This is a genomic window from Pseudofrankia coriaricola, assembly GCF_001854805.1.
Lineage (GTDB): Bacteria > Actinomycetota > Actinomycetes > Frankiales > Frankiaceae > Pseudofrankia.
Genome location: NZ_MBLO01000210.1, coordinates 19,445 through 36,378, shown reverse-complemented (window position 1 = coordinate 36,378; position 16,934 = coordinate 19,445). Strand labels below are relative to the sequence as shown.

The window sequence follows — 16,934 nt, the reverse complement described above, 5'->3', positions numbered from 1 at the left end:
GTAAGAATCGACCATCAGTTCGAAGCGGGCCCTGTCCCCGTCCTGACCCCAGCTACCGGCCACTGCTGCCGGTCGCCGCCATATGTAGATCTTGGGCTAGCTTTCCGATGGCCCCAGATGTCTGCCGGGGATGACTCCCTCGGTGATCCGTCGGCTCGGCTCATCGATGGCTCCCGCCCCGGACTCCCCGACGTTGGTTGAGCTTCGCTTGACGAGCTGTGCCGGGTGACGGCCCGGCCGCTAGGAGGTTGGCGTGACGAACCCGCGTGGGGCCACCCTGGTCCCAGGGCGCCCGGCCGCGCGACAGTCGGACGGCGCCGACGTGATTGCCCTGCCCGTACCGACAACACGTCGCCGCCCGGCGAGCGCTGCCCCGCCGCCGGTGCCCAGCCCGCTCGCGCGGGCCGTGGCGGCCGAGCATCCGGTCGCCGGCGCGAGGTCCGGCCGCCGGCGGACGAGCCGGCAGACGCCCGCGCTGCGGCTGACCAGCCGCGGCCGGGCTGTGGCCGCGCTCCTGCTCGCTCTCGCCCTCTGGGGCGCCACCAGTGCTGTCTGGCTGGCCGTTCACTGGGCGCTTGCCGCCGCCTGACCGGCGGCCGCCCTCCTCTACCTGGCGCCCACGTTGGCCATATGGTCGACGCGGGCGCCAGGCTGTTGTCACCCGCCAGCGCACCGCCGCCTGATCGTCCGCCGCTGCCCGCGCGGCCTGGTCGCCCGTCGCCAGACTTGCGACCGCCGCGCTGGATACGCGCGGCGTGGGCCCTGATGTGGTCTGACCCAGAGGTGTGGGGCAGCGGAACGTCACGCCTCGTGAACGAGGTTGCGCGTGGCGCTCCGCGACCTGCGGCGACGGGTGGGACCACCGGCCGGGACGGTCACGGCCGACCGGGATCTGGCTGGGTGGGATTCGACACGCGCGTGGGGCATGCTCACGGGCGATCCGGGCATGCGCTACTGTGGTAGCACAACATCTGGTAGTTACACACCTGTAAGTCGTCCACAGCTTGTTGCCGGGAGAGCCGGCGATCCACCGGAGCCGCGGACGACCGTCCCGGTGGGCCGTCGCGGCGCGTTCGTCGGAGCTTCCAGGTCAGGTCGTCAGGTCGTGCGTCAGCCATGCACCGGGGAGGCCCGGGGCGGGGCTGAAACGGGGACGTGTTCACACGCGCCCGTGGTTGTTCCTGGTGGGCCGTAAAGAGGGGAGGAGCCGTGCGGTGTCCGTTCTGCCGGCATCCCGACAGCCGAGTGATGGACAGCCGGGAGGCCGATGAGGGCGCGGCCATCCGGCGCCGGCGGGCGTGTCCCTCCTGCGGGCGGCGGTTCACGACCATGGAAGAGGCCTCGCTGCGGGTGCGCAAGCGCAGCGGTGCCGCCGAGCCGTTCAGCAGAGCGAAGGTCGTCGCGGGCGTCCGCAAGGCCTGTCAGGGCCGCCCGGTGAGTTCGGAGGAACTCGCCAGGCTCGCCCAACGGGTGGAGGACACGGTCCGCTCGTCCGGCGCCGCCGAGGTCCCGGCCGAGGATGTGGGCCTGGCGATTCTCGGCCCGCTGCGTGAGCTCGACGAAGTCGCCTATCTGCGGTTCGCGTCCGTCTACCTGTCGTTTGAGTCGCTCGCCGACTTCGAGCGGGCGATCGCTCAGTTGCGGGCCGACCTGGCCGGGCAGGACGTGCCGGACGACGTCGTCACCGCCGTGTCGCCCGTGTCGACCAGACCCTAGGCCCCGGGCGGCCCGGCCCGAGGCCCAAGACCGGAAGCCGGCGGAGCCGCCGGCCGCAACGTGAACAGCGCGCGGAAGGCGTCCGGCGCGCGGCGGGTCACCAGCGCGTCGCACGTCGGGCGCGATCAGATCCCACACAACATCGGCAAAGGCCTTCGGGTGCGCGAGATATCATGATCACGCGTCCTTCGGTCGAAGTATCAGAGGCCTGCGGATATGCGGTAAGACGTGACCGCGCATCCTCCGGCCGGATCCGGGTCGCGTGGCCGCCGGTCCTCTTCGGCATGCCCGCGATCGGCCCCAGAGACGAGCAGAGCTGAGGAGCGTCATGACGGAGACCCGCGGCACGAAGCAGAAGGCCAGCTCCAACGGTAAGGCCGCCTCGACCGTCGGGAAGCCCGCCGTCCCTGTCGAGGCGGCGCGCAAAGCCGCGACCGTCCCCGACGCGGGCGACGGCCCGGCCAGTGGAGCGGGCACGGCCGGCGCCGGCCGGGCGACCGGCCCGCGGATCGAGCGCCGCAACACCAAGCCCGGTGTGCACCCGTACGACCAGGTGACCTGGGAAAAGCGGGACGTCGTCATGACCAACTGGCGGGACGGCTCCATCAACTTCGAGCAGCGTGGCGTCGAGTTCCCGGAGTCCTGGTCGATCAACGCGTCGAACATCGTCACCAGCAAGTACTTCCGCGGCGCGGTCGGATCCCCGCAGCGCGAGTCGTCGCTGCGCCAGCTGATCGACCGGGTCGTCGGGTCGTACGGGAAGGCCGGCCGCCAGAACGGCTATTTCGCCTCCGACGAGGACGCGGAAATCTTCGAGCACGAGCTCACCCACATGCTCCTGCACCAGATGTTCAGCTTCAACAGCCCCGTCTGGTTCAACGTCGGAACCACGGCCCCGCAGCAGGTCTCGGCGTGCCAGCCCTACGACGCGCTGGTGAGCACGCCCGAAGGCCTGATTCCGATCGGCGAGCTCGTCGAGAACAACCGGGTCGGCACCAAGGTTTTCGACGCCCACGGCCTGACGAAGGTCGTCGCCACGAAGTCCAATGGCGTCAAAGAAGTTCTGCGTATCTGGACGAAGGCCGGCCACGCTCTCGATGTGACCGGGGACCACCTCGTCTGGCGCGGACGCCCGGGCAACGGCGGTGCGTTCGTTCCCGCCGGTGGCCTGCGGGCCGGTGACCAGCTGCAGTGGCACCGGACCGTTGCTCCCGGGGAGCGCGAGATCACCTCAAGGGAGATTGCCGAGGCGGCCCTTGCCGGCTGGCTGCAGTCGGACGGCTTCGTCGGGCAGTACGAGGGAACGAACCGTTCGCTGACCATCGAGGCGATGACGGTCACCGACGCGGAGCGCGCGTGGGTGACAGCTGCCATCGACGTCGTGTTTCCGGATGTCCACCGCCACGAGCGGAGGGTGGTTACCCAGGACAACACCCTCGACTGCCGCCGTCTTCGGCTCTACGGCAGCTGCTTGGACGAGTTCGTCACCCGGTGGGGTCTGCGGACTCGCGGCGCGGACATGCGCGTGCCGGAGCGGCTGCTCGCCGCCCCGCTGCCCGTGGCCGCCGCCTACCTGCGCAGCCTCTTCCAAGCCGAGGGCTACGTCTCGGCCCGGGAGCGCTCTACCCTCGTCGGCCTCGACATGATCTGTGAGGAACTGGTCCGGGGTGTACAGGCGCTGCTCGCCCGGTTCGGGATCTTCGCGCGGGTCGGACGCAAGGCGGACCCGCGCCCCGACCGGCACGACACCTGGGGGATCCGGCTCCAGAACGCCGGCGACCGGCGGATCTTCGCTGACGAGATTGGTTTCATCGACCCGGCCAAGGCGACGAAGCTGGAGAGGTCGTTCGATCTGTCCGGCCACGGTGCGGACGAGGTCAAGACTCTGGTGATCGACCGGGTCGAGCCGCTCGGCCGTATGCCGGTGTACGACATTCAAACCGAGAGTGGCGAGTACCTCTCGAATGGCGTGCGAGTGCACAACTGCTTCATCCTCGCGGTCGACGACCACATGGAATCGATCCTGAACTGGTACCGCGAGGAAGGGCTCATCTTCAAGGGCGGGTCGGGCTCGGGGCTCAACCTGTCGCGGATCCGGTCGTCGAAGGAACTGCTGTCCTCCGGAGGGACGGCTTCCGGGCCGGTCAGCTTCATGCGCGGCGCGGACGCGTCGGCGGGCACGATCAAGTCGGGCGGGGCGACGCGGCGGGCCGCGAAGATGGTGGTACTGGACGTCGACCACCCCGACATCGTCGAGTTCGTCGAGACGAAGGCGCGCGAAGAAGACAAGATCCGCGCGCTGCGTGACGCCGGGTTCGACATGGACCTGGGTGGCAAGGACATCGCGTCGGTGCAGTACCAGAACGCGAACAACTCGGTGCGGGTGACGGACGACTTCATGCGCGCAGTCGAGGCCGGTGCCACGTTCGACCTGCGCGCGCGCCTGGATGGCCGGGTCCTCGAGGCCGTGGACGCGGGCGAGCTGATGCGAAAGATCGCCAAGGCCGCCTGGGAGTGCGCAGACCCCGGAATCCAGTACGACGGCACCATCAACGACTGGCACACCACGCCGGACGCCGGCCGGATCTCGGCCAGTAATCCGTGTAGCGAGTACATGCATCTGGACAACTCCAGCTGCAACCTGGCGTCGTTGAACCTGATGCGTTTCCTGCGCGCGGACCGCACGTTCGACGTCGAGGGGTTCGTCCACGCCGTCGAGCTGATCATCACCGCGATGGACATCTCGATCTGCTTCGCGGACTTCCCGACACCGGAGATCACCGCGGTCACCCGGGCCTACCGCCAGCTGGGCATCGGGTACGCGAACCTGGGCGCGCTGCTCATGGCCAGCGCCCGCGCCTACGACTCGGAGGGCGGCCGCACGCTCGCCGCCGCGATCACCTCACTGATGACCGCCACGGCCTACCGCCGTTCCGCCGAGCTCGCCGGCGTCGTCGGCCCGTACGACGGCTACGCCAGGGACATCGACGGCCACCGTCGGGTGATGCGCAAGCACGCCGCCGCCAACGACGCGGTGCGCAGCTCGCACGCCGAGGACGCGCGGATTCTCGCCGTCGCCTCCAAGGAATGGGAGAAGTGCCTGGCGGTCGGCGAGAAGAACGGCTGGCGCAACGCGCAGGCCAGCCTGCTCGCCCCGACGGGCACGATCGGCCTGGCGATGGACTGCGACACGACCGGCATCGAGCCGGACCTGGCGTTGGTGAAGATGAAGAAGCTGGTCGGCGGCGCCAGCATGAAGATCGTCAACCAGACGGTGCCGGCCGCGCTGCGGGCGCTGGGCTACGCGGAGGAGACGGTCGAGGCGATCGTCGAGTTCATCGCCGAGCACGGCCACGTCGTCGACGCGCCCGGCCTGCGCCCCGAGCACTACGAGGTGTTCGACTGCGCGATCGGCGAGCGGGCGATCGCGCCGATCGGCCATGTGCGGATGATGGCCGCGGTGCAGCCGTTCCTGTCCGGGGCGATCTCGAAGACGGTGAACATGCCGGAGTCGGCCACGGTCGACGAGGTCGAGGAGATCTACCTGGAGGGCTGGCGGCTCGGCCTGAAGGCGCTGGCGATCTACCGGGACAACTGCAAGGTCGGCCAGCCGCTGACCGACGTCCGGGGCGCGAAGCGGTCGGCGGACGAGGCGAAGGCGATCGCCGAGTCGATCGCGGGCACGAGCGGGACCGCCCTCGCGGCCACGCCGGCCGACCACCGGCCCGTGCGGCGACGCCTGCCGAAGATCCGGCCGTCGCAGACGGTGTCGTTCTCGGTCGGTGGGGCCGAGGGCTACATGACAGCCGGCTCCTACCCGGACAACGGCCTCGGCGAGATCTTCGTCAAGATGTCGAAGCAGGGCTCCACCCTCGCCGGCGTGATGGACGCGTTCTCGATCGCGATCTCGATAGCGCTGCAGTACGGCGTGCCGCTGGAGACCTACGTCTCGAAGTTCATCAACATGCGGTTCGAGCCGGCCGGCATGACCGACGACCCGGACGTCCGGATCGCCCAGTCGGTGCTGGACTACCTGTTCCGCAGGCTCGCGCTGGACTACCTCTCGGAGGAGCAGCGCGCCGAGCTCGGCATCCTGACCGCCTCCGAGCGCACCCGCCAGGTCTCCACCCAGTACGGCGGGGGCGCCGCCTCCGCCGACGAGGACCTGACCGTGCCGACGGCTGGCCCCGCCGGGGCCGAGGCGGCCACGCCCGCCGGCCCGGCCGCCTCGGCGGCGGCGCGCGCGCACGGGCCTGAGTTCGTCGAGCTGGAGCTCCGCGCGGCCGCGCCGGGTCAGTCGCTGCTCGCGCAGACGGCGGTAGACGCCCCACTGTGCTTCACCTGCGGCGTGACGATGCGCCCGGCCGGCAGCTGCTACGTCTGCGAACAGTGCGGCTCCACCAGCGGCTGCAGTTAGGTACAAGCAATATTGCAGCGGATGCAACAATCCCTGGGTAGGCGCTAGCGGTCGTGCCTACCCAGGGCTTATCCCATCGCCACGGCGAGAAAGATCGGCTAGATGGCGTTGAACTACTACGATCTTGGTCATCTGAAGCGCGGCTCGGTAGTTGTCATTTCTTTGCAGGGCAGTGCCGCGAATGTCCGACTCATGGACTCCAGCAACTTCCAAGCGTTCAAGAGTGGCCGCCGTCATCGCTATTCGGGTGGCCTCGCCAAGCGATCGCCGGTACGACTTCCTGTCCCGAGCAATGGTCGCTGGTACGCGACCATTGACCTGATGGGTCTACAAGGAAGGACTCGCGCAAACGTGTCCGTGGAACCGCCACCCTTGGCGCCACTCCGTCCAGTCGCCGACGCCGCTCCGTTGAGTCGGATCCGGCTCGACGACCCACCTCCCGCGGAGGTCGTCCACGACGACGAATGGTGGGATGTCTTCATCTCCCACGCGAGCGAGGACAAGGCTGCAGTTGCAACACCGCTCGCCGAGTACTTGCGTCGGGCAGGACTGAGGGTATGGCTCGACACGCTTGAACTCAAGATTGGTGACAGTTTGAGGCGCAAGATCGATGGGGGACTCGCGCGGAGTCGCTTCGGCGTTGTGGTACTTTCGGAGTCCTTCTTCAGGAAGGGCTGGCCCCAGTACGAGTTGGATGGGCTTGTCACCCGCTACGTCTCTGGGGAGCAGAGCCTGCTGCCGATCTGGCACAACATCACGAAGGACCAGGTAATGGCCGCAAGTCCTTCGCTGGTGGATAAGATCGCGAGGAGCACCGGGCAGTTTACGATCGAGGAGATCGCGACGGAGATCATCGAAGTTGTGCGGCCAGTGAAGTCTGTGTGACGGTGCGGGCATACCGACTTCGATATTGACGTCATGAGTCGTGACTACGATATCGAAGTCAACGCCCGTGACGTCGATATCAACGTCGTGGTGCACGTTCCTGCGATAACCCGAGGTGCTCCTCGACCGGTACATGTCCGGGCTGGACGGCCATGTCCTGTGCCAGCAGTCCGGAAGGCGCTAGCTGCCGCTCGGCGGTAGCACCCCATCGTCCGCGGCGAGTCGGCAGGATGTCAGGAAGCCGAACATGCCAGTGCCGTCCTTGTGGCGGAAGAAGTCCACCATCTCGGCGTTGAACTCGTGGCGGCGCGCGGCCGGGACACTGATGGCGTCCATGCCCTGGGACATGAGGTGGCCGTTCATCATGTAGCGCGCGGTGCGCTTGTTGCCGTCGTAGTAGAACTGCTGTAGTGAGCCGAAGAGAAAATAGGCGATCGCCTGCTCGAACTCTTCGTCCACGTCGGCCGTGAGGAACTCCAGCCCCTGAGAGTGGATGCGGCGCAGGTTCTGGCCGCCGCGCTCGGTCGCGGGGGGGAAGTAACGGCCGAACTCCCCAAGGCTGACACCCGGGGTGAGTGTCTCCTTGCCTTCGCCGCGGAAATGGCCCGACTCCAGTGCCTCGTCACGGGCGAGCAGGAGCTGGAGACGGTCGGAGACCTTCTTGGACAGGCGGAATTCGTGCGTCTTGACGAGCTGGGCAAGCTCGCCTGCCGCCTCGGCGAGGTTCAGGACCTGCCGTTCGTCGCTGATCTTTCGGCCGCCGACGGTGATCCCGTCCAGGAGCGTCTGGACCTCGGGGTAGGTGAACGGGTTGCCCTCGAGCACCGCAGCGTCCCATACATACTCGGGGAGCGACCGTTGGAAGCGCCAGATGGCGCGCTCGACCGAGAACCTCGGAATGTCTCGGCGCACCGCGGACCGGTCCCACGTGAACCCGAGGGCACCCAGCATGGCCTTGCTCGTCGGCATGATCGCACCTTCCGGGACCTTGCAGGACCGGCTGCGCGTCGCGACCCGGCCTGTGATCCAACGATACGGGGACGGCGGGACATCCAGGTGCTTGACCGGCGCACGCACCGCCCCAAGCGGAGTACCCAGTCGAGTGGCCGCGGCCGGGCAGTGGCTCCCACCCGCGCGCCGCGCCAAGATTCTCGTCAGGTCGATGCCGACGCCCGTGTGCTGGACACCGAGGCGCCGATCTCGCGGTGGAATCTGCGCAGGTGGTCCAGATCGCAGCTACAGGTAGACCAGGAATCGCCAGGTCCGCGAGGGCTGCCTGAGCCAGGCCCGACCCGGCCCTGCGGAGCCGCGCCGGGTCGGTGATGCCGAGGCAGTTGCGCAGGACTCCGTCGGCCGGGTTGGTGTAGGGATCATCGGTCACCGTGCCCCGTAGAGGCGGCGGACCGACTCCCGCATCTGTGTCGTGCTGATCTCGCCGCGGGCCCACCGGCCAGTGATCGCGGTGACGTCCGGGTCAGCATCGAGCCCTTCCGCGCGCAGCGAGGCGGCGGCCTCGATCACCGCCTGCGCCCGTTCGCCATGCCGTGGGTTTGTTACGCCGAGCCGTCGAGGTCGAGGTCCGGGTGGCCGACGTCCAGCTCGACGCGGGCGGCGACGAATCGGGTGATGCCGAGCTGCAGCGGCGTGCCATCCGTCAGCGTGTCGAGGGACCGTGTGACAAGCACGACCGATCCGGCCGTCAGCGACAGATCGGCCGCCTCGGCCGCGCTGGCGTGCCGCGCGCTGACCGTGGTCGCGGCCCGTATGTAGTCGTCGATCCCGACGGTCCGCAGCGCCGCGGTTATCGACCCGGTGGCGTCGAAGCGCTCCGCGAGCCCCGGCACGCGGTCGGCCGCGAACCAGTGCGTGCCGCGCGAGATGGGGAGACCGTCGACGGAGACCACGGTCTCGAGTCGCAGGCCCGCGCCGCCGCCGAGGGCGAGCCGCTCGGTGACCTCGGCGGGTGGCTCTGGCTCGACCGCTGACGCGAGGAGCCGGCGTGAGGCGTTGCCGCGGCTGCCCAGGCTGTCGCTGAGACGGGTGCGCGCGCCGATGCGGTGCACCAGCACGGTGTGCTCGGCGACGTAGGTCCCGCTGCCGCGGCGGGAGACGACGAGGTGCTCGGCGGCCAGTGCGGCCACGGCCTGGCGCACGGTGTTGCGGTGCACGCCGAAACGCTCGGCGAGCTCGCCCTCGGGTGGGAGCTTCGCGCCGGCCGCCCGCGCGCCGCCGACGATCTCCCGGCGCAGCTCCTCGGCGATGAGCCGCCAGGTGGCATATCCGCTGGGGGACCTGCTCTGTGTCGTCATGGCGTTCGGAACTCTACCCACCTCCGCCGCCGCGTTCCCCGGGCGTTCATCTGCTGTCGGACAGATCGCTACTTATGCGTCGTAGCGCCAATTCCCCGTGTTGGGGTACTGTCAAGTTGTCTAGATAGCTGGACAACTTGACGGAGGATGCTGTGACACCACAGACGCTCCCGACTGAGGCCCCCGGCGAGACTGAGGCTCCCGGTGAGGCTGAGGCTCCCGGTGAGGCAGTGGCCGCCCGGCAACGGTGGATGCGGACGCTCGCGATGGCCAGCAGGGACGCACTCTCGGCGGCCTGGCGGGGCTGGGCACCGAAGCCGGCCGTGCAGGCGGTCCGTGGTCCCGAGGCGGGGCTCGTGATGGTGCGGGCGCGCATCGACGGCGGCGGGGCGCGCTTCAACCTGGGGGAGGCCACCGTCACCCGCGCCGCCGTGCGCCTGCACGGCGAGCCGCTGGCCACCGACGCCGTCGGCACCTCCTACGTGCTCGGCACCGACCTCGAACACGCCCGGCTCGCGGCCATCTTCGACGGCCTGCTGGCCGACCCGGAGCAGCGCGAGCGGGTCCTGGCTGAGGTCATCGCGCCGCTCGAGCAGGCACACGTCGAACGTGACGGCATCCGCGGCGCCGAGGCGCGCAGCACGCACGTCGACTTCTTCTCCGTCGCCCGGGAGCACGAATGACCCCCGCGGCGGGCTTCGTGCCCGCGGTTCCTGTGCCCACGCTGCCCGCGCCCGGCTTCGCCGACCCCACGTGTGACGCGCAGCGCGCCTTCCGCGCCGTGCTCGACGCCCTCGCCCACCCCACGCGCTCGTACCCGCTGGCCGGGCCCGCCCAGGCGCCCACCGTGCTCGGTCAGGGCCTTGCCGCCGTCGCGCTGGCCCTGCTCGACGAGGACTGCGCCGTCTGGCTCGGCGGGGCGCTCGGCCGCGACGCCGAGACCGCCGCCTGGCTCGCGTTCCACACCGGCGCGCGCCGCGCCGACGGCCCGGCGGCGGCCGGCTTCGTCATTGCCGCCCCGGAGACGCTGCCGCCGCTCGCGTCGCTGGCACTCGGCACGGATGAGGCACCCCACCTGTCGGCCACGGTCGTGCTCGACATCCGCGGCTGCGCGGGGCCGGCCCGGTTCACGGCGCGGGGGCCCGGCATCGATGGGGTCGCCACGCTCGCGGCCCCCTGGGCCCCGGACGGATTCGCCGACGCGTGGCGCCGCAACGCGGAGCTCTTCCCGCGTGGCGTCGACCTGCTGCTGGTCGGCTCCGGCGCGGTCGCCGCGCTGCCGCGCACCACCCGCCTCGCCGCCGACACCGGACAGGAGGACTGAGTCGATGTACGTCGCGGTCAAGGGCGGGGAACGCGCCATCGCCAACGCCCACGCTCTGCTCGCCAAGCAGGGGCGCGGGGATCTGGGCCTGCCGCGCATCGAGCGGGCCGCCGTCGCCGGCCAGCTCGGGGTCCTGGTCGCGCGCGTCATGACGGAGGGGTCGCTGTACGACCCGGAGCTGGCGGCGCGCGCCATCCTGCAGGCGCAGGGCGACGTGCTGGAGGCCGTCACGCTGGTGCGCTCGTACCGCACGACCCTGCCGCGCTTCGGCTACACGCTGCCGGTGGACACGGCCGGGCTGCCCCCGCAGCGCCGCATCTCGGCGGCCTTCAAGGACCTGCCCGGCGGCCAGCAGCTCGGCGCCACCTTCGACTACACCCACCGGCTGTTCACCGATCGCGACACCGGGGGCCCGCGGATCGACCCGGCGGCCGGCCCGGCGGCCGGACCGCGGCCGGAGATGCCGCGCGTGACCGACCTGCTCGGCGCGAGCGCGCTCATCGAACCCGACCATGCACCCGGCACAGGCACCGGCGACCCGGAGCCGGCCGACCTCACCCGGGAGCCCCCCGTCTTCCCGATGAGCCGCGCCGGGCGGCTGCAGGCGCTCGCCCGCGCCGACGAGGGGTTCCTGCTGGCGCTCGGCTATTCGACGCAACGCGGCTTCGGGAGCACGCACCCGTTCGCGGGCGAGATCCGCGTGGGCGAGGTCGAGGTCGAGTTCGAGGCACCCGAGCTCGGGTTCGCGGTCCCTCTCGGCCGCGTCGAGGTCACCGAGTGCCAGATGATCAACCAGTTCCAGGGCAACGCCGACACCCCCGCGCAGTTCACCCGCGGCTATGGGCTGGCCTTCGGCCGCGGCGAGCGCAAGGCCATGTCGATGTCGCTGGTCGACCGGGCGCTGCGCGCCAGCGAGTTCGGCGAGCGTGTCGTCGCCCCGGCGCAGGACGAGGAGTTCGTGATCAGCCACAGCGACAACGTGCAGGCCACCGGCTTCGTGGAGCACCTGAAGCTGCCGCACTACGTCGACTTCCAGGCCGAGCTCGGGCTTGTCCGCCGCCTGCAGGCCGAGTTCCGCGAGCGTGCCGCCGCCGGGCCGGGCGCCGCCGGGCCCATCAACCCAGCGCCAGCCGGCGCGGTCGGTGTCATCTCGGGCCAAGCCAGGGCCTCGGCTGACGGGACACCCGCCGGCCGAGAGCTCACCCTCACGGAGGCACCAGCATGAGCCAGACCTCCCCGATCGCGGACCTCCCAGATGGCACGGACCCCGGGCTGCGCCGCTCCGGCGGGAACCCTGTCGCGGACCCGGCGGGGACCCCGGGACCCAGCGGCTACAACATCGGCTACCTCGACGAGCAGACGAAGAGGATGATCCGCCGGGCGCTGCTCAAGGCCGTCGCCATCCCCGGTTTCCAGGTGCCGTTCGCCTCGCGCGAGGTGCCCATGCCGCGCGGCTGGGGTACCGGCGGCGTCCAGGTGACCGCCGCGATCATCGGGCCGGACGACGTGCTCAAGGTCATCGACCAGGGCGCCGACGACACCACCAACGCCGTGTCGATCCGCTCGTTCTTCGCCGCCGTCGCAGGGGTGCGCACGACGACGCGCACCGACGAGGCGAGCATTATCCAGACCCGCCACCGCATTCCCGAGACGCCGCTGGCCGAAGGGCAGACGATCGTCTACCAGGTGCCGGGGCCCGAGCCGTTGCGGTTCCTGGAGCCGCGCGAGACCGAGACCCGCCGTCTGCACGCCCTGGCGGACTACGGGCTCATGTACGTCAAGCTGTACGAGGACATCGCCAGGTACGGCCACGTCGCGACCACCTACGACTACCCCGTCATGGTCGCGGGCCGCTATCTCATGGCGCCGTCCCCGATCCCCAGCTTCGACAACCCGAAGATGCACCGCAATCCGGCGTTGCAGCTGTTCGGCGCCGGGCGCGAGAAGCGCATCTACGCCGTGCCGCCCTACACCGACGTCGAGAGCCTCGGGTTCGAGGACCACCCCTTCGAACCGCGGCGCTTCGACGAGCCCTGCGCGATCTGCGGCTCCGTCGGCATCTACCTCGACGAGGTCATCACCGACGACGTCGGCGGATCGATGTTCGTCTGCTCCGACACCGACCACTGCGAACGCGCGGCCGCCGCCGCGATCGACGTCGACGTCGACGAAGAGGTGACCGCGTGAGCGGCGCGCAACCTCTGCTGGAGGTCCGCGACGCGGGCCACCGCTACGGCGACCGCTGGGGCTGCCGCGGCGTGGACCTCGACCTGTGGCCCGGCGAGGTGATCGCCGTGGTCGGCGAGTCAGGATCGGGGAAGTCGACGCTGCTCGGCACGCTCTCCCAGCGCCTCAGCCTGACCGAGGGCAGCATCCGCTACCGCACCGCCGACGGCTGGGCGGCGGACCTGTCCGAGATCGGCGAGAGCGCGGTGCGCCGGCTGTGGCGCACCGAGTGGGGCTTCGTCCACCAGGATCCCGCCGACGGGCTGCGCATGCATGTGAGCGCGGGCGGCAACGTGGGCGAGCCGCTGATGGCGACGGGCTGGCGCCACTACGGCCGCATCCGCGCCGCCGCGGCGGAGTGGCTGCGGCGGGTGGAGATCCCCGTCGATCGCATCGACGACGCTCCCGTCACCTTCTCCGGCGGCATGCGCCAGCGCCTGCAGATCGCCCGCAACCTCGTCGTCTCGCCACGCCTGGTGTTCATGGACGAGCCCACCAGCGGCCTTGACGTGTCGGTGCAGGCGCGCCTTCTCGACCTGATCCGCTCGCTCGTGGCCGAGCTCGGCCTGGCCGTGATCATCGTCACGCACGACCTGGCGGTGGCTCGGCTCATCTCGCACCGAACCCTGGTGATGAAGGACGGCCGCGTCATCGAGTCCGGCCTCACCGACCGGGTGCTCGACGACCCCCAGGCCGCCTACACCCAGCTCCTCGTCTCCTCGATCCTCCAGGGGTGATCCGACCATGGCTGTTCCAGCGGTTGCGGCGCCGCCGATCCTCGCCGTCTCCGGCGTCGACAAGACCTTCACCATGTATCTGCAGGGCGGCCAGCGGCTGCCCGTGCTGCGGGGGCTCACCTTCGAGGTGCGTGCCGGCGAGTGCGTCGCGCTCGGGGGAGTTTCGGGCGCGGGCAAGAGCTCGATCCTCAAGATGGTCTACGGCAACTACGCCGCCGACCGCGGCGCCATTGTTCTGAGGCGCCCGGGCGGCGATGTTGACGGTGCCGTCGACGGTGCCGTCGACAGTGTCATCGACATCGCCGCAGCGGACCCGCGCCAGGTGCTCCGCGCCCGCCGCGACACGATGGGGTACGTCAGCCAGTTCCTGCGCTGCGTGCCCCGCGTGGGCGCCCTGCGGGTCGTCGCCGAGCCGCTCGTCGAGCGCGGCGTTCCCGCGGCGGAAGCACGCGAGCGAACGGCGGAGCTGCTTACCCGGCTCGCCATCCCCGAACGGTTGTGGAGCCTGCCGCCGGCCACCTTCTCCGGTGGCGAGCAGCAGCGCGTCAACATCGCGCGTGGATTCGTGACCGAACTGCCGCTGCTGCTGCTGGACGAGCCCACCGCCTCGCTCGACGCGCGCAACCGCGACGTCGTCACCGAGCTGATCCGCGAGAAGCGCGCCCGGGGCGTCGCCATGCTCGGCATCTTCCACGACGCGGCGGTGCGCGACGCCGTCGCCGACCGCGTCGTCGGAGTCGAGATGTTCGCCCCGGCTGTCGGAGCGGCGGCGTGACCGCACGGTTCGCGATCTACGCGGCGCCGGGCACCGGTTCCATGGATGCCGTGGCCGGGGAGCTACGCGAGAAGGCCGAGCAATGGCTGGGCCGCGGCGTCTCGGGGGAGCCGGTCACACCGGGCGTCCCCGCCGGCTGGACCCGCGAGACCGTCGACGCGATGACCGTCGACGCGCGCCGATACGGCTTCCACGCCACGCTCAAGGCACCGTTCCGCCTCGCCGAGGGCCGCACGCCCGAGGACCTCGACGACGCCCTGGCGCGGTTTGCCGCGGGCCGCGCCGCAGTGATGATCCCGCGCCTGTCCCTCACCCGCCTCGGCGACTTCTTCGCCCTGGTGCCAGGAGCGGAGGCAGCGGAACTGTACGCACTCGCCGAGGCGGTGGTGACCGGCTTCGACGGGTTCCGCGCCCCGGCGACCGAGGCCGAGCTTGCCCGCCGCAGGCCGGCCTCGCTCACGCCGCGCCAGCGCGAACTGCTCAGGGCCTGGGGCTACCCGTACGTGCTCGACGAGTTCCGCTTCCACCTCACCCTCACCGACCGCATCGCGCCGGGGCGGCAGCCGGCCGTGGAACGTGCCCTGAGCGGCTGGTTCGCCGCCTCGCTCGGAGCCACCGTGCCCGTCGACGCACTCGCCCTGTTCACCGAGGCCGAGCCCGGCGCCCCATTCGCGCTGCGCGCGCTGCACCCGCTGCGGCCGGTCCGCGCACCCGCACCCAAACCCGCACCCGCACCCGCCGAAGTCTCGACAGTCAGCGAAGGAACGCGATGACGCGCGAAACTGTGCTCCGCAACGCCCACATCGTCCTGGCCGATGAGATCCTGTCCGGCTCGGTGCTGATCCGCGACGGCCTGATCGCCGACATCGGCTCCGACCCGGCCGCGGCCGGCGAGGACCTGGACGGCGACTACCTGCTGCCCGGCGTGGTCGAGCTGCACACCGACCACCTGGAGTACCACTTCTCCCCGCGGCCGGGCGTGCGGTGGGATCCCCTGCCCGCCGTGCTCGCCAGCGACGCGCAGCTGGCGGCCGGCGGCGCGACCACGGTGTTTGACGCGGTGCGCATCGGCTCCTCCGCCGATGACAAGAGGGACGCGGCCGCCGCGACCGCCCGGCACCTGGCGGACACGATCGAGCTGGCGGCCGGCGCCGGCCTGACACGCGCCGAGCACGCGATCCACGTGCGCTGTGAGGTGTCCGCGCCGAACTGCCTCGACGCGTTCGGCGAGTTCGCCGACGACCCGTACGTGAAGCTGGTCTCCCTGATGGACCACACCCCCGGCCAGCGTCAGTACGCCGACCTCGAGGTGTTCAAGCGGTTCCACGTCGGCATGGGCTACGTCGCGGAGTCCGAGTTCGACGCCTTCGTCGCCCCCCTGCTCGAGCAGTCGGCGCTCTACGCGGACAAGCACCGCCGCGCGATCGCGGGGCTCGCCGTGGAGCGCGGGATCACCCTGGCGACCCACGACGACGCGACGCCCGACCACGTCGCCGAGTCGGTCGCGCTCGGGGGATGCATCTCCGAGTTCCCGACCACCGTGCTCGCCGCCGGCGAGGCCGTAAAGCACGGCCAGCGGATCGTCATGGGCGCCCCCAACATCGTCCGCGGCGGCAGTCAGTCGGGCAACGTGGCCGCGGCCGAGCTGCTCGGACTTGGGCTCTTGCACATCCTGTCCTCCGACTACGTGCCGTCGAGCCCGCTGCAGGCCGTGTTCCAGCTGGCCGCCGACGGCGCGATCGGGCTTCCCGAGGGCGCGGCGCTGGTCAGCGGCAACCCGGCGCGGGCGGTCGGCCTCGACGACCGCGGCGAGATCACGGTCGGCAGGCGCGCCGACCTGGTGCGGGTGGGCGCGCACGACCTGCCGGGCACCGAGCACCACCCGCGCGGGCTGCGCGTGCCCGTCGTCCGCGGCGTGTACCGGGAGGGGGTGCGGGTGACGTGAGCGAGCCGATCGGCTCCGACGCCGCGCTGATCGGCCCCGGTGCCTTCGTGGCCGTCGTGGGCGCCAGCGGCGTCGGCAAGGATGCCCTGCTGTCGTTTGCCCGCGAACATTCCGGGGCCCTCGCCAGCTTCCCCCGACGCGTCATCACCCGGCCGCCGGGTCCCGGCGAGGATCACGAGCCGGTGAGCGAGGAGCAGTTCGCCCAGGCCAGCGAACGCGGTGACTTCGCCGTGTACTGGCACGCGCACGGGCTTCGCTACGGCATCCTGGCGTCGGCTGACGTTGAGGTACGCGACGGCCGCGTCGTCGTCGCCAACGTCTCCCGCGCCGTGATCGACGAGCTCGCCGGCCGCTACCGGCGGTTCGTCGTGGTCCGGGTGACCGTGTCGGAGGAGGTACGCGCGCAGCGGCTGCGCGCCCGCCGCCGCGAGCCCGAACCCGGTATCGGGCAGCGCCTGGCCCGTCCCGACCCGGCCCCAGGCCACCGGGTCGACGCGGTGATCGAGAACGACGGCTCACTCGCGGACGGCGGCGCTCAGCTGGTGCGCATCATCCGCGACGCGGCGGGCTGCCCGACGGCCGCCCTCTGAACGGCGGAAA

The 16,934-nt window shown here is 70.9% G+C and carries 16 protein-coding genes; 13 read left to right on the top strand and 3 right to left on the bottom strand.

Translation table 11 applies throughout. The annotated features are described in order from the left end of the window. Positions 1 to 253: 253 nt before the first annotated feature. The 4 genes from BCD48_RS23325 (at position 254) to BCD48_RS23310 (ending at position 7,018) form a co-directional block, all read left to right on the top strand. On the top strand, positions 254 to 589 hold the full coding sequence (locus tag BCD48_RS23325) for a hypothetical protein (RefSeq protein ID WP_071050518.1): 336 nt from the start codon (positions 254 to 256) through the stop codon (positions 587 to 589). A gap of 659 nt (positions 590 to 1,248) precedes the next feature. Continuing rightward, the gene (locus tag BCD48_RS23320; protein ID WP_241841949.1) at positions 1,249 to 1,716 is read left to right on the top strand and encodes an ATP cone domain-containing protein; all 468 of its coding nucleotides are present in this window, start codon (positions 1,249 to 1,251) and stop codon (positions 1,714 to 1,716) included. A gap of 328 nt (positions 1,717 to 2,044) precedes the next feature. Continuing rightward, positions 2,045 to 6,133, top strand: a complete 4,089-nt coding sequence (locus BCD48_RS54005) for a vitamin B12-dependent ribonucleotide reductase (protein ID WP_083419073.1) — start codon at positions 2,045 to 2,047, stop codon at positions 6,131 to 6,133. Positions 6,134 to 6,235: 102 nt separating this feature from the next. Then, positions 6,236 to 7,018 (top strand): DUF1883 domain-containing protein, encoded by a 783-nt coding sequence (locus tag BCD48_RS23310; protein ID WP_071050516.1) that lies wholly within the window; start codon positions 6,236 to 6,238, stop codon positions 7,016 to 7,018. A 180-nt stretch (positions 7,019 to 7,198) separates the two neighbouring features. Here the strand turns inward: BCD48_RS23310 and BCD48_RS23305 are convergent, their stop codons facing one another. From BCD48_RS23305 to phnF, 3 genes are all read right to left on the bottom strand, one after another. Further along, positions 7,199 to 7,987: a Fic family protein gene (locus BCD48_RS23305; protein WP_071050515.1), complete on the bottom strand. Its 789-nt coding sequence runs from the start codon at positions 7,985 to 7,987 to the stop codon at positions 7,199 to 7,201. A 408-nt stretch (positions 7,988 to 8,395) separates the two neighbouring features. After that, positions 8,396 to 8,539 (bottom strand): antitoxin VbhA family protein, encoded by a 144-nt coding sequence (locus BCD48_RS51520; protein ID WP_157910558.1) that lies wholly within the window; start codon positions 8,537 to 8,539, stop codon positions 8,396 to 8,398. 32 nt (positions 8,540 to 8,571) lie between these two features. Continuing rightward, complete coding sequence (gene phnF / locus BCD48_RS23300) at positions 8,572 to 9,327, bottom strand: phosphonate metabolism transcriptional regulator PhnF (protein WP_071050514.1); 756 nt, start codon at positions 9,325 to 9,327, stop codon at positions 8,572 to 8,574. A 152-nt stretch (positions 9,328 to 9,479) separates the two neighbouring features. On the opposite strand from phnF, the gene phnG reads away from it, so the two are divergent. From phnG to phnN, 9 genes are read left to right on the top strand one after another with little or no spacing between them, the layout of a single operon-like run. Then, complete coding sequence (gene phnG / locus BCD48_RS23295) at positions 9,480 to 10,010, top strand: phosphonate C-P lyase system protein PhnG (RefSeq protein WP_083419072.1); 531 nt, start codon at positions 9,480 to 9,482, stop codon at positions 10,008 to 10,010. Continuing rightward, positions 10,007 to 10,651 (top strand): phosphonate C-P lyase system protein PhnH, encoded by a 645-nt coding sequence (gene phnH, locus BCD48_RS23290; protein WP_071050512.1) that lies wholly within the window; start codon positions 10,007 to 10,009, stop codon positions 10,649 to 10,651. Before phnG ends, phnH begins: the two co-directional genes overlap by 4 nt. A gap of 4 nt (positions 10,652 to 10,655) precedes the next feature. After that, positions 10,656 to 11,876 carry a carbon-phosphorus lyase complex subunit gene (locus BCD48_RS23285; protein WP_083419071.1) on the top strand — a complete coding sequence of 407 codons (1,221 nt, stop codon included), beginning with the start codon at positions 10,656 to 10,658 and terminating at the stop codon, positions 11,874 to 11,876. Then, a complete protein-coding gene (locus tag BCD48_RS23280; RefSeq protein ID WP_083419070.1) occupies positions 11,873 to 12,838 on the top strand; it encodes an alpha-D-ribose 1-methylphosphonate 5-phosphate C-P-lyase PhnJ in 966 nt (321 codons plus the stop codon). The genes BCD48_RS23285 and BCD48_RS23280 overlap by 4 nt, the downstream gene beginning before the upstream one ends. After that, on the top strand, positions 12,835 to 13,614 hold the full coding sequence (gene phnK / locus BCD48_RS23275; RefSeq protein ID WP_071050511.1) for a phosphonate C-P lyase system protein PhnK: 780 nt from the start codon (positions 12,835 to 12,837) through the stop codon (positions 13,612 to 13,614). Before BCD48_RS23280 ends, phnK begins: the two co-directional genes overlap by 4 nt. Before the next feature lie 7 nt (positions 13,615 to 13,621). Then, positions 13,622 to 14,389 (top strand): phosphonate C-P lyase system protein PhnL, encoded by a 768-nt coding sequence (gene phnL, locus BCD48_RS23270; RefSeq protein ID WP_071050510.1) that lies wholly within the window; start codon positions 13,622 to 13,624, stop codon positions 14,387 to 14,389. After that, positions 14,386 to 15,162 carry a DUF1045 domain-containing protein gene (locus BCD48_RS23265; protein WP_116271632.1) on the top strand — a complete coding sequence of 259 codons (777 nt, stop codon included), beginning with the start codon at positions 14,386 to 14,388 and terminating at the stop codon, positions 15,160 to 15,162. Before phnL ends, BCD48_RS23265 begins: the two co-directional genes overlap by 4 nt. Continuing rightward, on the top strand, positions 15,159 to 16,334 hold the full coding sequence (locus tag BCD48_RS23260; RefSeq protein ID WP_071050509.1) for an alpha-D-ribose 1-methylphosphonate 5-triphosphate diphosphatase: 1,176 nt from the start codon (positions 15,159 to 15,161) through the stop codon (positions 16,332 to 16,334). Before BCD48_RS23265 ends, BCD48_RS23260 begins: the two co-directional genes overlap by 4 nt. Continuing rightward, positions 16,331 to 16,924, top strand: a complete 594-nt coding sequence (phnN, locus tag BCD48_RS23255; protein ID WP_071050508.1) for a phosphonate metabolism protein/1,5-bisphosphokinase (PRPP-forming) PhnN — start codon at positions 16,331 to 16,333, stop codon at positions 16,922 to 16,924. Before BCD48_RS23260 ends, phnN begins: the two co-directional genes overlap by 4 nt. Positions 16,925 to 16,934 lie beyond the last annotated feature (10 nt).

Coding starts and splice junctions, on each gene's coding strand:
- BCD48_RS23285 (WP_083419071.1), top strand. CDS start 10,656: ATGTACGTCGCGGTCAAGGGCGGGGAACGCGCCATCGCCAACGCCCAC.
- BCD48_RS54005 (WP_083419073.1), top strand. CDS start 2,045: ATGACGGAGACCCGCGGCACGAAGCAGAAGGCCAGCTCCAACGGTAAG.
- BCD48_RS23310 (WP_071050516.1), top strand. CDS start 6,236: ATGGCGTTGAACTACTACGATCTTGGTCATCTGAAGCGCGGCTCGGTA.
- BCD48_RS23320 (WP_241841949.1), top strand. CDS start 1,249: ATGGACAGCCGGGAGGCCGATGAGGGCGCGGCCATCCGGCGCCGGCGG.
- BCD48_RS23305 (WP_071050515.1), bottom strand. CDS start 7,987: ATGCCGACGAGCAAGGCCATGCTGGGTGCCCTCGGGTTCACGTGGGAC.
- phnF (WP_071050514.1), bottom strand. CDS start 9,327: ATGACGACACAGAGCAGGTCCCCCAGCGGATATGCCACCTGGCGGCTC.
- phnH (WP_071050512.1), top strand. CDS start 10,007: ATGACCCCCGCGGCGGGCTTCGTGCCCGCGGTTCCTGTGCCCACGCTG.
- phnL (WP_071050510.1), top strand. CDS start 13,622: ATGGCTGTTCCAGCGGTTGCGGCGCCGCCGATCCTCGCCGTCTCCGGC.
- BCD48_RS23280 (WP_083419070.1), top strand. CDS start 11,873: ATGAGCCAGACCTCCCCGATCGCGGACCTCCCAGATGGCACGGACCCC.
- BCD48_RS23260 (WP_071050509.1), top strand. CDS start 15,159: ATGACGCGCGAAACTGTGCTCCGCAACGCCCACATCGTCCTGGCCGAT.